The following is a 12089-nucleotide window of genomic DNA, read 5'->3' as shown; positions in this document are numbered from 1 at the left end:
GTGCTCGGCGTCGGGCACGACGGGCCGCACCGGGACCGCGCGGGCGACGACCGGTGGGTGACGCCGGAGATCACCGACGCGGTGACCGTCTCCCCGCTCGCCCACGCGCTCACGACCGCGCCCGGCCGAGCCGGAGTTCCGCTCACCGCGCTGCGTCGTCGGGCGGCACGACCGCGTGACCCGTGACAGCGGCGTCCAGGGCGTCCGCCACCTCGTGTGCGGGTGCCCCTGCCATGCCCCACCCGAACCCCGCACCCCGTAGGCCCGGGGCGGGCTGCGCGGTCCTCACACCGCGACGCCCGCCCCCTCCTCGTACGGGAACCGCGCCAGCGGCGGTTCGGCGGCGAAGAAGGTCTTCGCTCGGCGCATCGCCCCCTCGTCGGCGCGGACGCGGCCCGGGCGGGAGCCCGTGCCCGTCAGGACTCCGCCGAAGCGCATCCGCAGGTACGCCGCCGAGTGGTTCAGGGTCGTCGTCAGGCCGTCCGCCACCGCGTGGTCGTCGTCGGCCATCGCCGTCACGCCCCACAGCGTCCGGCCCGCCATCCGCTGCTTGAAGTCCGAGCCGGGGACGTTCAGCCAGCCCGACCAGTAGTCGAGGTAGCGCTTGGTCTGGGCCGAGAGGGTGTACCAGTACAGGGGCGAGGCGATGACGATGTCGGTGGCCTCCAGCGTCGCCTGCCGCAGCAGCTCCTCGGTCTCGTCGGCCGGCCAGTCGGCGCCCTCGTGCCGGCCGTCCTGGAAGTCGGGCAGCGGCAGCCGGTTCAGGTCCACCCAGCGCTGCGGGATCTCCGCGGGCAGTTGCGCGGCGGCCGCGCGGGCGAGTATCTCGGTGTTGCCGTCGGAGCGCGAGCTGCCGAGCACGAAGAGGAACGAGCGGTCCGGGCCGGGTGCGGTGTCCAGGGTCATGTCGTCTGCTCCGGTGTCATGGATGCCTCCTGCCTCGGGGCCAACCCCCTTCCGCGCGGAGGTATTCCGGCCGCCCGAAGGCCCCCATCGGCTCCGCCGATCGCCCCCATCGGCAGCTCTGCGCACTGGCTCGTGGCCCGGCCCCGGCACCGTCCGTAGCGTCGTCCCCATGAGAAACGAGACCAGGGGAACCATCGAACTGACCCTCGCCATGGTGCTCTCCGGCACCCTCGGCGTCTTCGTCGTCGAGTCCGGGGCGTCACCGTTCGAGGTGGTGTTCTTCCGGTGCCTCTTCGGGGCCGCCGCCCTCGGCGCCTACAGCCTCGCCCGGGGGTTCTTCACCGGGCACGGGTTCACCCCGAGGAAGCTCGGACTCGCCGCGCTCGGCGGCGTGTTCATCGTCTTCAACTGGGTGTTCCTCTTCGAGGCGTACGAGGCCACCTCGATCTCCCTCGCCACCGTCGTCTACCACACGCAGCCCTTCTTCCTGGTGCTCCTCGGGGCGCTGTTCCTGCGGGAGCGGATCTCCGCCGGAAAGCCGGCCTGGCTCGCCGTCGCCTTCGCCGGGCTCGTCCTCGTCTCCGGCGTACGGCCCGGGGACACCGCCTCCCTCAAGGGGCTCGGCTTCGCCCTCGCCGCCGCCGTGCTCTACGCCCTCGCCACCTTCGTCACCAAGCGGATCACCGGCGTACGGCCGCATCTGATCGCCCTCGTGCAGGTGGTCGTGGGACTGCCGCTGCTGCTTCCCTTCGCCGACTTCGGCGCCGTCGGCGGACTCGGGACCGGCTGGCTGTGGCTCGCCGGGCTCGGGCTCATCCACACCGGGCTCATGTACGTCCTGATGTACGCGGCCTACGCCAAGCTGCCGACCGCGAAGATCGCCGTCCTCGCCTTCACCTACCCGGCCGTCGCCATGGGTGTCGACTGGGCGGTGTACGGCCACCACATCGGGCTCGTCCAGGCCCTCGGCGTCCCGCTGATCGTCCTCGCCAGCCTCAAGGTCACGCTGTCGGGCTCTGCTCCCGCACGAGTCGTCGCGCCTGCTCCACGAACAGCCGGACATGAGCCGGAAGCCGCTTCCCCCGCCGCCACGCGAGCTGCGTGAAGAGCGTGAACGGCGCCTCCCAGTCCAGCCGTACGAGCGCCCCGGCCGCCAGCTCCGCCGCGACGGCGACCCGGGGCAGCAGCGCCACCCCGAGGCCCGCCGCCACCCCGCGCTTCGTCGCCTCGATCGTGCCGAACTCCATGAACGGCGGCGCCCACTCCCGCAGCTCCGCCTCGAACAGGTCGCGGTACGGGCAGCCCGGCTCCGTGCCCACCAGCTGCGCCCCGGCCAGGTCCGCCGCGGTCAGCCCCGCGCGCCCCACCAGCGGATGGCCAGGACCGGCGACCAGCACCAGCGGCTCCGGCGCGAGGACCTCCGACTCCAGGCCCTCGTGCTCGGTGTCGGGCTCCATCAGGAAACCCACGTCGTACGTGCCCTGCCGCAGCGCCCGCCGGGTCTCGTCCCCGAGCGTGGGCCGCAGGGTGAGCCGCACCGCCGGGTAGCGGTGGTGGAAGTACTCCAGGAGCGGCGGCAGCCGGTAGGACGTGAGGGATTCCATCGTGCCCACGGCGATCGTCCCCGAGGGCTCCCCCGCGCTCGCCACGGCAGCGCGGGCCTCCTCCGCCAGCTCGCCCATGCGGCGCGCGTACGGCAGGAGCCGCTCCCCGGCCTCCGTGAGCCGGATGCGGCTGCCGAGCCGCTCGAAGAGCTCCACGCCGAGCGAGGACTCCAGGGACCGGATCTGGCCGGTGACGCTGGACTGGGCGTAACCGAGGTCGGCCGCGGCCCGCGTGAAGGACAGGACCGCCGCGACCTTCTCGAAGGTGGCCAGGAGCCGCAGCTCCATCAGTCCTCCCGCCCCGCGCCGCGCTCCGGTCCCATCAGCCCTCGGTGTCCTCGCCGCGCTCGCGCTTCCTCAGCTCTTCCTCGCGCCGCTCGCGGTCCTTCAGCTCCTCCTCGCGGCGCAGTTCCGCCTCCAGGTCGTCGAGGACCGCCCGGTCGTCCTGCTCGCTCTTCTTCTCGTCCTTGAGCGACTTCAGGAACTCGGGGTTGTCGTCGGGCGCGACCCAGCCCCCGGCGCCCGCGCCGCCCCTGGTCCTCGGCCGGCGCTCCTTGCCCGCGGCGATCCAGCCGACCGCTCCGACCACGGAGAACAGCAGGATGACGATGGCCCAGACCGGCTTCGGAAGGTGCTTGACCTCTTCCTCCGGGGTGTTGAGGCAGTCGATGAAGGCGTAGATCATCAGCGCCAGCGGCAGGATGAACAGCAGCGCCCTGAGCATGTGGGACAGCCCCCTGGAAGCGGTGGCGGGGGCGCGCTACGGCGGCCCCGGTGACAGGTCCAGGGTAGCCGGTGACCGATACTTGCCCCTATGGCTTACGACGATCTCCGCTCGCTGCTCAGGGCCCTCGAGCGCGAAGGCGACCTCAAGCGCATCAAGGCCGAAGTCGACCCGTACCTGGAGGTCGGGGAGATCGTCGACCGGGTGAACAAGGCGGGAGGCCCGGCGCTTCTCTTCGAGAACGTCAAGGGCTCCTCGATGCCCCTCGCGATGAACGTCTTCGGGACGGACCGCCGGCTGCTCAAGGCCCTCGGCCTGAAGTCCTACGGCGAGATCAGCGAGAAGATCGGCGGGCTGCTCAAGCCCGAGCTGCCGCAGGGCTTCGTCGGGGTCCGGGAGGCCTTCGGCAAGCTGGGCTCGATGGTCCACGTGCCGCCGAAGAAGGTGAAGTCGGGCGACGCCCCCGTGCAGGAGGTCGTCCTCACCGGTGACGACGTCGACCTGGACCGGCTGCCCGCGCTCTTCACCTGGCCCAAGGACGGCGGGTCCTTCTTCAACCTGGGGCTCACCCACACCAAGCACCCGGAGACCGGGGTGCGCAACCTCGGCCTCTACCGGCTCCAGCGCCACGACAAGCGCACCATCGGCATGCACTGGCAGATCCACAAGGACAGCCGGAACCACTACGCGGTGGCGGCGGAGCGGGGCGAGCGGCTGCCGGTCGCGATCGCCTTCGGCTGCCCGCCGGCCGTGACGTACGCCTCGACGGCCCCGCTGCCGGGCGACATCGACGAGTACCTCTTCGCAGGCTTCGTGCAGGGCAAGCGGATCGAGATGGTCGACTGCAAGACGGTCCCGCTGCAGGTCCCGGCGAACGCCGAGGTCGTCGTCGAGGGCTGGCTTGAGCCGGGCGAGATGCTCCCGGAGGGGCCCTTCGGCGACCACACCGGCTTCTACACCCCGCAGGAGCCCTTCCCCGCGCTGAGGATCGACTGCGTGACGATGCGGAAGCGTCCGCTGCTCCAGTCGATCGTCGTCGGCCGGCCGCCGACCGAGGACGGGCCGCTCGGCCGTGCGACGGAGCGTTTCTTCCTGCCGCTCCTCAAGATCATCGTGCCGGACATCGTCGACTACCACCTGCCGGAGTCGGGCGGCTTCCACAACTGCGCGATCGTCTCGATCGACAAGAAGTACCCGAAGCACGCGCAGAAGGTCATGCACGCCATCTGGGGCGCGCACATGATGTCGCTGACCAAGCTGATCATCGTGGTCGACAAGGACTGCGACGTCCACGACCTGCACGAGGTGTCCTGGCGGGCCCTCGGGAACACCGACTACTCCCGTGACCTCACGGTCGTCGAAGGTCCGGTCGACCACCTCGACCACGCCTCCTACCAGCAGTTCTGGGGCGGCAAGGCGGGCATCGACGCCACGAAGAAGCTCCCCGAGGAGGGCTACACCCGGGACGGCGGCTGGCCGGACATGGTCGAGTCGGACCCGGCGACGGCCGCCCTCGTGGACCGCCGCTGGAAGGAGTACGGGCTGTGACGACCGCGGCCGTGCCCGGCGCCCAGCCGGGACGCACCAAGGCCTTCCTGCGGCTCGTGATGATCGAGCACTCGGTCTTCGCGCTGCCCTTCGCCTACACCGCCGCGCTCACGGCGATGTTCCAGCTCGACCGGAACATCCACTGGTGGAAGCTGTTCCTCGTCACCGTCTGCATGGTGGGGCTGCGGACCTTCGCCATGGCCTGCAACCGGATCATCGACCGCGAGATCGACGCGCGTAATCCCCGGACCGCGAACCGCGAGCTGGTGACCGGCGCGGTGTCGGTGCGGTCGGCGTGGACCGGGGCCGGGATCGCCGTCGTCGTCTTCCTCGGCGCCGCGGCCCTGCTCAACCCGCTCTGTCTGGCGCTCGCGCCGCTCGCCGTCATCCCGATGGTCGTCTATCCGTACGGGAAGCGGTTCACCAACTTCCCGCACGCCATCCTGGGGCTCGCCCAGGCGATCGGCCCGATCGGCGCCTGGATCGCGGTGACCGGCGCGTGGTCCTGGGACGCGGTGATCCTGGGCCTCGCGGTGGGCGTCTGGATCGGCGGCTTCGACCTGATCTTCGCCTGCCAGGACGTGCAGGCGGACCGGGCGCACGGCGTGCTGTCCGTCCCGGCCCGCTTCGGCATCCCGGCCGCCCTGTGGGGCGCCCGCGCCTCCGCGGTCGTCACCACCGGCCTGCTCGTCTGGTACGCCCTCGCGACCGGCGCGGGTGTCTTCTTCTGGACCGGTCTGGTGATCGTGGCGGCCGCCTTCTGCTACGAGCACTCGATCGTGAAGCCGCACGACCTGTCCCGTCTGAACCGGGCGTTCTTCACGACGAACGGCTTCATCGGGATCAGCCTCTTCGTGTGCGCCCTCCTCGACCTGCTGGTCCGCGGGCTCACCCCGTAGCGGCCGGCCCGATGACGGATAGGCTCGACGGCATGGACGACGGCAAGCGCACCCCCTGGGTCGTGGGGGTTTCCGGGGCGTCGGGTACGCCGTACGCCGCCGCCGTACTGAGGGGGCTGCTCGCCGCGGGGGAGAGCGTCGACCTCGTCGTGTCGCGGGCCTCGCGGCTCACGCTGCTCGACGAGACGGGGATCTCGTTCCGGGACGCGCACTGGCGTGAGGACCTGGGGACGTGGCTGGCGCGGGGGGCGGACGGGAAGCCGGACACCTTCGACGTCGCCGGTTCGCTGGGCGACGTGCGGTACTGGGCGGCGGGCGACCTGGCCGCGGGGCCGTCGTCGGGTTCGTACCCGGCGAAGGGGATGCTCGTGGTGCCGGCCTCGACCGCGGCGGTGGCGGGAGTGGCCCTCGGGCTGTCGAAGGACCTGCTGCAGCGGGTGGCGAGCGTGACGCTGAAGGAGCGGCGTCCGCTGGTGGTCGCCGTGCGGGAGACCCCGCTGAACGGTCAGACGCTCAAGCACATGGTCGCGCTGGACGAGGCGGGCGCCGTGGTGCTGCCCGCCTCTCCGGCGTTCTACGCGGGGGCGACGCACATCCAGGATCTGGTGGACTTCGTCGCCGGGCGGGTACTCGACGCGGCGGGGGTGCCGCACCGGCTGTACCGCCGTTGGGAGGGAGAGCTCGGTGGAGCGACCCGCCCGGTCTGATCAGCGCTTCTTGGCGTGCTTCTTGTCGGCGCGCTTCGATGCGGCGGTCGGCTGGTGGGCACGCGAGCGGTTGGCCAGGTCCTGCAGCTCGCGCATACGGGCGTAGGCCATCTCGATCGTGTACACGGTGAACACCACTCCTGAAAGATCGTCTTTGATCTGCTGAAAGATTCACAGGGTGTCGACCCCTGTGTACCTTAGATTCTATACCTAAACTTGCGGTATCGCTGGACAATGGAAGGCTTCATACCTATGGACGCCGTGGACAGGCAGCTCATCCAGGCTCTGCGCGAGAACGGGCGTGCCTCGTACGCCGAGCTCGGCCGGCTCGTCGGGCTCTCCGGCCCCTCCGTCACCGACCGCATCAACCGTCTTGAGGCGGCCGGAGTCATCACCGGCTACCGCGCCACCGTCGACGCCGCCTCGCTCGGCCTCGGCGTCACCGCCCTCATCGGCATCTCCCTCTCCGACGCCGCCGACCACGAGGACGTGGCCCGCCGCCTCAAGGACCTCGCCGAGATCGAGGACTGCTGGTTCATCGCCGGCGACGACTCCTTCATGCTCAAGGTGCGCGCGAACGACGTCGACGGCCTGGAGAAGACGATCCGCCGCCTCAGCGGCACCAAGGGCGTCTCCCGCACCCGGACGACCATCGTGCTCTCCACGAAGTGGGAGAACAGGGTCGGAGAGCTGCCCGAAGAGGGCTGACGGAACGGCTGAGAGTACGGTGGACGAAGTCTGATTTCGGAGAAAAGGGAGGCGGCCGCACATGGACGCTGGGCTCAAGCGCGACCTTGAGCAGAAGGTCCGGGACGGTGAGCGGCTGAGCCGTGAGGACGGCATCGCCCTGTACGAGTCCGACGACCTCGCCTGGCTCGGCGGGCTGGCCCACGAGGTCAGGACCCGCAAGAACGGCGACGTGGTCCACTTCAATGTCAACCGGCATCTGAACATGACCAACGTCTGCACCGCCTCCTGCGCCTACTGCTCCTTCCAGCGCAAGCCGGGCGAGAAGGACGCGTACACCATGCGCATCGAAGAGGCCGTGCGCCTCGCGAAGGCCATGGAGAACGAGAACCTCACCGAGCTCCACATCGTCAACGGGCTGCACCCCAACCTGCCCTGGCGGTACTACCCGCGCTCCCTCTCCGAGCTCAAGAAGGCCCTGCCGAACGTCTCGCTCAAGGCCTTCACGGCCACCGAGATCCACCACTTCGAGACGATCTCCGGGATGTCCGCGTCCGACATCCTCGACGAGCTCATCGAGGCCGGTCTGGAGTCGCTGACCGGCGGCGGCGCCGAGATCTTCGACTGGGAGGTCCGCCAGCACATCGTGGACCACCGCACCCACTGGGAGGACTGGTCCCGGATCCACCGGCTGGCCCACGAGAAGGGGCTCAAGACCCCCTCGACCATGCTGTACGGGCACATCGAGGAGCCCCGGCACCGGGTCGACCACGTGCTGCGGCTGCGTGAGCTCCAGGACGAGACCGGCGGCTTCCAGGTCTTCATCCCGCTGCGCTACCAGCACGACTTCGTGGACATGCAGGACGGCAAGGTCCGCAACAAGCTCCAGGCGCGCACCACGATGGCGACCGGCGCCGAGGCCCTGAAGACCTTCGCGGTCTCCCGGCTGCTCTTCGACAACGTGCCGCACGTCAAGGTCTTCTGGGTCATGCACGGCGTCCAGACGGCGCAGCTCGCGCTCCAGCACGGCGCCGACGACATGGACGGCTCGGTCGTCGAGTACAAGATCACGCACGACGCCGACAACTACGGCACGCCGAACAAGCTGGGCCGCGAGGACCTGCTCGAACTCATCCGGGACGCGGGCTTCCGTCCGGTCGAGCGGAACACGCGGTACGAGATCATCCGCGAGTACCCGGGCCCGGACCCGGAGCTGCGGGAGTCGCCGCAGGCGATGCGGGTCTGACGACCCGTACGGGAGAAGGGCCGGCGGGAGTGTCCCGCCGGCCCTTCCGCGTGTTTCCCGCGCCCCGTCAGCGTCCCGTGCGCTCCACCGGGATCCACAGCTCCGCCCGTGCCGTCGTCCAGTCCGCCGAGGGCCGGACGGCGAGCAGCTCGGGGCCGGGCCGGCTCGCGTACGGGTTGGACGGGAACCACTGGGTGAAGACGTCCCGCCACAGGTACTGGAGCGCCTTCGGGTACGCGCCCTCGTTCTCGAAGACCGCCCAGGTCCCGGCCGGCACGTCCAGCGCGTCGAACTCCCCGGGGACCTCGGCGCCGCTGACGGCGCCGTGCCAGTAGTCGAGCTCGGCGCCCTCCTCGCGGCTGTCCGTGAGGTGGGTGACGGCCGAGACGACGCCCTCCGGCTGTCCGTCCGAGAGGCGGGCGAGCCGACCCAGGGCCTCCTGGCCGATGGACCTGATGTGCGCGGCGATGGCCGGGTTCTCCCCCTCGTGGACCAGGGGGACCCGGGTCCCGCGCCCGATGATCCGGAAGGCTTCCTTCTCCACGACCCTGTACCGCATGGTGCTGTTCCCTTCGACGACGAGGCGGAAGGACATCCGCGGCTGGGAGCGCAGCGCGGCCCCGGTGCGGCGGGCCTCGCCGGGGCCGACCCCGTGCACCGCGCGGAACGCGCGGGCGAAGGCCTCCCCGGAGCCGTAGCCGTACCGGACCGCGATCTCCAGGAGCGTCCGCTCCCCGGCGAGCACCTCGGCGCCCGCGACGGTGAGCCGCCGCCGGCGCACGTACTCCGACAGGGGCATCCCGGCGAGGGCCGAGAAGAGGCGCCGGAGGTGGTACTCGGAGGTGGCCGCGATCCTGGCGAGCTCGGCCGGGTCGAGGTCGCCGTCGAGGCGCTCCTCGATGTGGTCGAGTGCCTGGTTGAGCCGCTCCAGCACGTGGTCCGTCCTTCCTTTTCCGTGTCCTCACCGTAGGAAGGGCCGGGGGCCGCGCACCCGACTTCCTGTGCCCGTTCCGGTCGGGTCCGGCGGGGGTGGGCCGGCTCGGTTCAGGTCAGGGGCAGCAGCATGATGATGTCGTCACGGTCCTCGCCGGGGGCGACCCGGATGGCGTCGGGGACGCGGCCGACCTCCTTGTAGCCGGCCTTGGCGTAGAAGCCGTCGACGCCGGTGCCGCCCCGGCAGGTCAGCCGGATCGCCTCGATCGCCTCGAAGCCCTCGGCGGTGCGGGCGGTGTGCTCGACCGCCGCCATCAGGTCGCGGCCGTATCCCCGGCCCTGGTGGCGGGGGTGGACCATCACCGTGTAGAGCCACACCCAGTGCGTCATCAGGGGGTGGGTGTTGAAGGTGAAGAAGGCGGTGGCGGCGATCTCGCCGTCCTCGTCGCGGCCGACGAGCAGGCGGGTGCCGCCCTCCGTCATCCCGATGAGGTGTTTGAGCAGCGCGGGGCGGATGTCGTCGGCGGTGACGGGAGGGACGAAGCCGACCGCGCCGTCGGCGTTGGAGACGTCGGCCCAGAGGGAGAGCACGCCGTCGCGCAGGGCGCGGTCGACCGCCGGGTCCACCTCGAACGTAAGGGTCATAGATGCATAGTATCTATTACCGTGAGCGTGCTCAACAGGCCCGGCCCCGGGGTGGCGTCTGCCCCGTGTTTCACTGGAGGGGCGACGGTCCCGCAGGGGATCTGGGGTATTTTTCGGAAACGTCGGAACGGAAGAGTGGGCTGACATGCTCCGCTACACGCTGATGCGTCTCGGCATCTTCGCCGGATGCTTCCTCGCCCTGTGGGGTCTCGTCTACGTCGGCGTGCTGCCGCGCGGCCTCGGCGACTCGAACCTGCTCTGGGTCCTCATGCTCTCCCTCGTCATCTCGGCGCCGCTGAGCTTCGTCCTCCTGCGCAAGGTACGGGACGAGGCGAGCGCCCAGGTGGTGGAGAAGGTCGACCGCGCCAAGGGCCGGCTCGCGGCGAACCGGTCGCAGGAGGACGCGCTCTAGCCGTCCCGGAGCAGGCGCGCGGCCCCCTCCGGGCCCGCCGTGGTCCGTAAAGGCTGCGTAAGCTTCATCACAGACATTCCGCCCCAGACCGGAGCTTTGAAGGCTCCTGGCTGGGGCGTTCTGCGTTTCGGAGGCGGACAGGGGCTCTCGCACCCCAAAGAAGGGCTTTGAGGTTCTCAAAGTTCAAGTGTTAACGTGTTCGCCATGACGACAGCAGTGCGCCCCTTCGACGCCGCGAGCACCCCGCTCGTGGCGCGCCTGCACGTCGATCTGTGCCGCTGTATGTCCGCGGTCTGTTGCCGCGAGCTCTGACCCGGCATCATGCAGCGGCCCGCGTGAAAACGCGTGTGTGCCGCACCCCCGTCCCCGTATTTCCCGATACGCACCTGTGGAGTGTGTCTGTGTCCGCGTCCGCGACCACGCCCGACGAGAAGGCCCCGACCTCCTCGCGCATACCGAAGGTCCCCTTCTGGGCCCAGATCATCGCCGGTCTCGTCCTCGGCGCCCTGCTCGGCTGGATAGCCCGCAGCCAGGACGTCTCCTGGCTGAAGGAGACCCTCGGCCAGATCGGTGACATCTTCGTCCAGCTGCTGAAGCTGGCCGTCGCCCCGCTCGTCTTCTTCGCGATCCTGGTCTCGATCACCAACCTGCGGAAGGTGAACAACGCCGCCAGGCTCGCCACCCGCACCCTGCTCTGGTTCATGATCACCTCGCTGATCGCGGTCGCCATCGGCCTCGCCATCGGCCTGGTCACCAACCCGGGCGCCGGTACCGGCCTCACCCCGCAGGACGGCAAGCTGCCGAAGCGCGAGGGCTCCTGGATCGACTTCCTCACCGGCATCATCCCGACGGACGTCATCACGCCCTTCACCGAGCTGAACGTCCTCCAGATCGTCTTCATGGCCGCCGTCGCCGGTGTCGCCGCCCTCAAGCTCGGCGACAAGGCCAAGCCGATCCTCACGTTCTCCGAGTCGGTCCTGGAGCTCCTCCAGAAGGCCCTGTGGTGGGTCATCCGCCTCGCCCCGCTCGGCACCGTCGGCCTCATCGGCTTCGCCATCGCCGACTACGGCTGGGACCTGATCGGCAAGTACGCGACCTTCACCGCCGACGTCTACATCGGCTGCGCCCTGGTCATGTTCGGCGTCTACCCGCTGCTGCTCGCCACGGTCGCCAAGGTCAACCCGGTCCAGTTCTACAAGGGCGCCTGGCCGGCCATCCAGCTGGCCTTCGTCTCCCGCTCCTCGGTCGGCACCATGCCGGTCACCCAGAAGGTCACCGAGCGCCTCGGCGTCCCGAAGGAGTACGCCTCCTTCGCCGTCCCGTTCGGCGCCACCACCAAGATGGACGGCTGCGCCGCGATCTACCCGGCGCTCGCCGCGATCTTCATCGCGCAGATCTTCGACGTGCAGCTCGGCATCGGTGACTACCTGCTGATCGCCTTCGTCTCCGTCATCGGCTCCGCCGCCACGGCCGGCCTCACCGGCGCGACGGTCATGCTGACCCTGACCCTCTCCACCCTCGGCCTCCCGCTGGAGGGCGTCGGCCTCCTCATGGCGATCGACCCGATCCTCGACATGATCCGCACCGCCACGAACGTCGCGGGCCAGGCTCTGGTGCCGGTGATCGTCTCCGCCAAGGAGAAGATCCTGGACGTCACCGCGTACGAGAACGCCTCGTCGTCCCCGATCGACGACCTGGCCGACAGCCGCGAGACCGAGCCGAAGGTCGCGGTCGCGGCCTGACCCAGCGGCCTGATCCCAGCGGTCTGATCCCTGCGG

At 70.2% G+C, this 12089-nt stretch carries 15 protein-coding genes; 9 read left to right on the top strand and 6 right to left on the bottom strand.

The genetic code is table 11. The annotated features are described in order from the left end of the window. Entirely contained in the window at window positions 1-186 is a 186-nt protein-coding gene (locus AMK29_RS28140) for a hypothetical protein (protein ID WP_241845737.1), read from the top strand. A 99-nt stretch (window positions 187-285) separates the two neighbouring features. Here the strand turns inward: AMK29_RS28140 and AMK29_RS28135 are convergent, their stop codons facing one another. Continuing rightward, window positions 286-906: a flavodoxin family protein gene (locus AMK29_RS28135; RefSeq protein WP_073818303.1), complete on the bottom strand. Its 621-nt coding sequence runs from the start codon at window positions 904-906 to the stop codon at window positions 286-288. A gap of 169 nt (window positions 907-1075) precedes the next feature. On the opposite strand from AMK29_RS28135, the gene AMK29_RS28130 reads away from it, so the two are divergent. Next, on the top strand, window positions 1076-2011 hold the full coding sequence (locus AMK29_RS28130) for a DMT family transporter (RefSeq protein WP_073818301.1): 936 nt from the start codon (window positions 1076-1078) through the stop codon (window positions 2009-2011). Here AMK29_RS28130 and AMK29_RS28125 read toward each other — a convergent pair. Then, a complete protein-coding gene (locus AMK29_RS28125) occupies window positions 1908-2798 on the bottom strand; it encodes a LysR family transcriptional regulator (RefSeq protein ID WP_073818300.1) in 891 nt (296 codons plus the stop codon). The genes AMK29_RS28130 and AMK29_RS28125 overlap by 104 nt on opposite strands. 34 nt (window positions 2799-2832) lie before the next feature. Further along, window positions 2833-3234, bottom strand: a complete 402-nt coding sequence (locus tag AMK29_RS28120) for a PLD nuclease N-terminal domain-containing protein (protein ID WP_073818298.1) — start codon at window positions 3232-3234, stop codon at window positions 2833-2835. Between the two features lie 90 nt (window positions 3235-3324). Between AMK29_RS28120 and AMK29_RS28115 the strand changes: the two genes are divergently transcribed. From AMK29_RS28115 to AMK29_RS28105, 3 genes are read left to right on the top strand one after another with little or no spacing between them, the layout of a single operon-like run. Continuing rightward, complete coding sequence (locus AMK29_RS28115; RefSeq protein WP_073818297.1) at window positions 3325-4782, top strand: menaquinone biosynthesis decarboxylase; 1458 nt, start codon at window positions 3325-3327, stop codon at window positions 4780-4782. Continuing rightward, the gene (gene mqnP, locus AMK29_RS28110) at window positions 4779-5681 is read left to right on the top strand and encodes a menaquinone biosynthesis prenyltransferase MqnP (protein WP_073818295.1); all 903 of its coding nucleotides are present in this window, start codon (window positions 4779-4781) and stop codon (window positions 5679-5681) included. The genes AMK29_RS28115 and mqnP overlap by 4 nt, the downstream gene beginning before the upstream one ends. A 32-nt stretch (window positions 5682-5713) precedes the next feature. Further along, a complete protein-coding gene (locus AMK29_RS28105; RefSeq protein WP_073818293.1) occupies window positions 5714-6388 on the top strand; it encodes a UbiX family flavin prenyltransferase in 675 nt (224 codons plus the stop codon). On the opposite strand, the gene AMK29_RS36835 is transcribed toward AMK29_RS28105, so the two are convergent. Next, on the bottom strand, window positions 6389-6526 hold the full coding sequence (locus AMK29_RS36835; RefSeq protein WP_167346897.1) for a hypothetical protein: 138 nt from the start codon (window positions 6524-6526) through the stop codon (window positions 6389-6391). Between the two features lie 114 nt (window positions 6527-6640). Here AMK29_RS36835 and AMK29_RS28100 point away from each other — a divergent pair, with 114 nt between their 5' ends. Beyond that, window positions 6641-7096, top strand: a complete 456-nt coding sequence (locus AMK29_RS28100; protein ID WP_017241016.1) for an Lrp/AsnC family transcriptional regulator — start codon at window positions 6641-6643, stop codon at window positions 7094-7096. A 61-nt stretch (window positions 7097-7157) separates the two neighbouring features. Then, window positions 7158-8321: an aminofutalosine synthase MqnE gene (mqnE, locus tag AMK29_RS28095; protein ID WP_073818292.1), complete on the top strand. Its 1164-nt coding sequence runs from the start codon at window positions 7158-7160 to the stop codon at window positions 8319-8321. Window positions 8322-8388: 67 nt separating this feature from the next. On the opposite strand, the gene AMK29_RS28090 is transcribed toward mqnE, so the two are convergent. Together AMK29_RS28090 and AMK29_RS28085 are read right to left on the bottom strand one after the other, a co-directional pair. Then, on the bottom strand, window positions 8389-9255 hold the full coding sequence (locus tag AMK29_RS28090) for an AraC family transcriptional regulator (RefSeq protein ID WP_073818290.1): 867 nt from the start codon (window positions 9253-9255) through the stop codon (window positions 8389-8391). Between the two features lie 110 nt (window positions 9256-9365). Next, window positions 9366-9899, bottom strand: coding sequence for a GNAT family N-acetyltransferase (locus tag AMK29_RS28085; RefSeq protein ID WP_073818288.1), 534 nt, complete (start codon window positions 9897-9899; stop codon window positions 9366-9368). A gap of 145 nt (window positions 9900-10044) precedes the next feature. Here AMK29_RS28085 and AMK29_RS28080 point away from each other — a divergent pair, with 145 nt between their 5' ends. Continuing rightward, window positions 10045-10311, top strand: a complete 267-nt coding sequence (locus AMK29_RS28080) for a DUF4229 domain-containing protein (RefSeq protein ID WP_073818287.1) — start codon at window positions 10045-10047, stop codon at window positions 10309-10311. Window positions 10312-10712: 401 nt separating this feature from the next. After that, window positions 10713-12053 carry a dicarboxylate/amino acid:cation symporter gene (locus tag AMK29_RS28075; RefSeq protein ID WP_073818285.1) on the top strand — a complete coding sequence of 447 codons (1341 nt, stop codon included), beginning with the start codon at window positions 10713-10715 and terminating at the stop codon, window positions 12051-12053. Window positions 12054-12089: the final 36 nt, after the last annotated feature.

The sequence above is a fragment of the Streptomyces sp. CB02261 genome, assembly GCF_001905665.1.
Lineage (GTDB): Bacteria > Actinomycetota > Actinomycetes > Streptomycetales > Streptomycetaceae > Streptomyces.
The sequence above is the reverse complement of the archived record's forward strand: the minus strand, read 5'-3'. Positions and strand labels throughout refer to the sequence as shown.

Coding starts and splice junctions, on each gene's coding strand:
- AMK29_RS28135 (WP_073818303.1), bottom strand. CDS start 906: ATGACCCTGGACACCGCACCCGGCCCGGACCGCTCGTTCCTCTTCGTG.
- AMK29_RS28130 (WP_073818301.1), top strand. CDS start 1,076: ATGAGAAACGAGACCAGGGGAACCATCGAACTGACCCTCGCCATGGTG.
- AMK29_RS28125 (WP_073818300.1), bottom strand. CDS start 2,798: ATGGAGCTGCGGCTCCTGGCCACCTTCGAGAAGGTCGCGGCGGTCCTG.
- AMK29_RS28120 (WP_073818298.1), bottom strand. CDS start 3,234: ATGCTCAGGGCGCTGCTGTTCATCCTGCCGCTGGCGCTGATGATCTAC.
- AMK29_RS28115 (WP_073818297.1), top strand. CDS start 3,325: ATGGCTTACGACGATCTCCGCTCGCTGCTCAGGGCCCTCGAGCGCGAA.
- AMK29_RS28105 (WP_073818293.1), top strand. CDS start 5,714: ATGGACGACGGCAAGCGCACCCCCTGGGTCGTGGGGGTTTCCGGGGCG.
- AMK29_RS28100 (WP_017241016.1), top strand. CDS start 6,641: ATGGACGCCGTGGACAGGCAGCTCATCCAGGCTCTGCGCGAGAACGGG.
- mqnE (WP_073818292.1), top strand. CDS start 7,158: ATGGACGCTGGGCTCAAGCGCGACCTTGAGCAGAAGGTCCGGGACGGT.
- AMK29_RS28085 (WP_073818288.1), bottom strand. CDS start 9,899: ATGACCCTTACGTTCGAGGTGGACCCGGCGGTCGACCGCGCCCTGCGC.
- AMK29_RS28080 (WP_073818287.1), top strand. CDS start 10,045: ATGCTCCGCTACACGCTGATGCGTCTCGGCATCTTCGCCGGATGCTTC.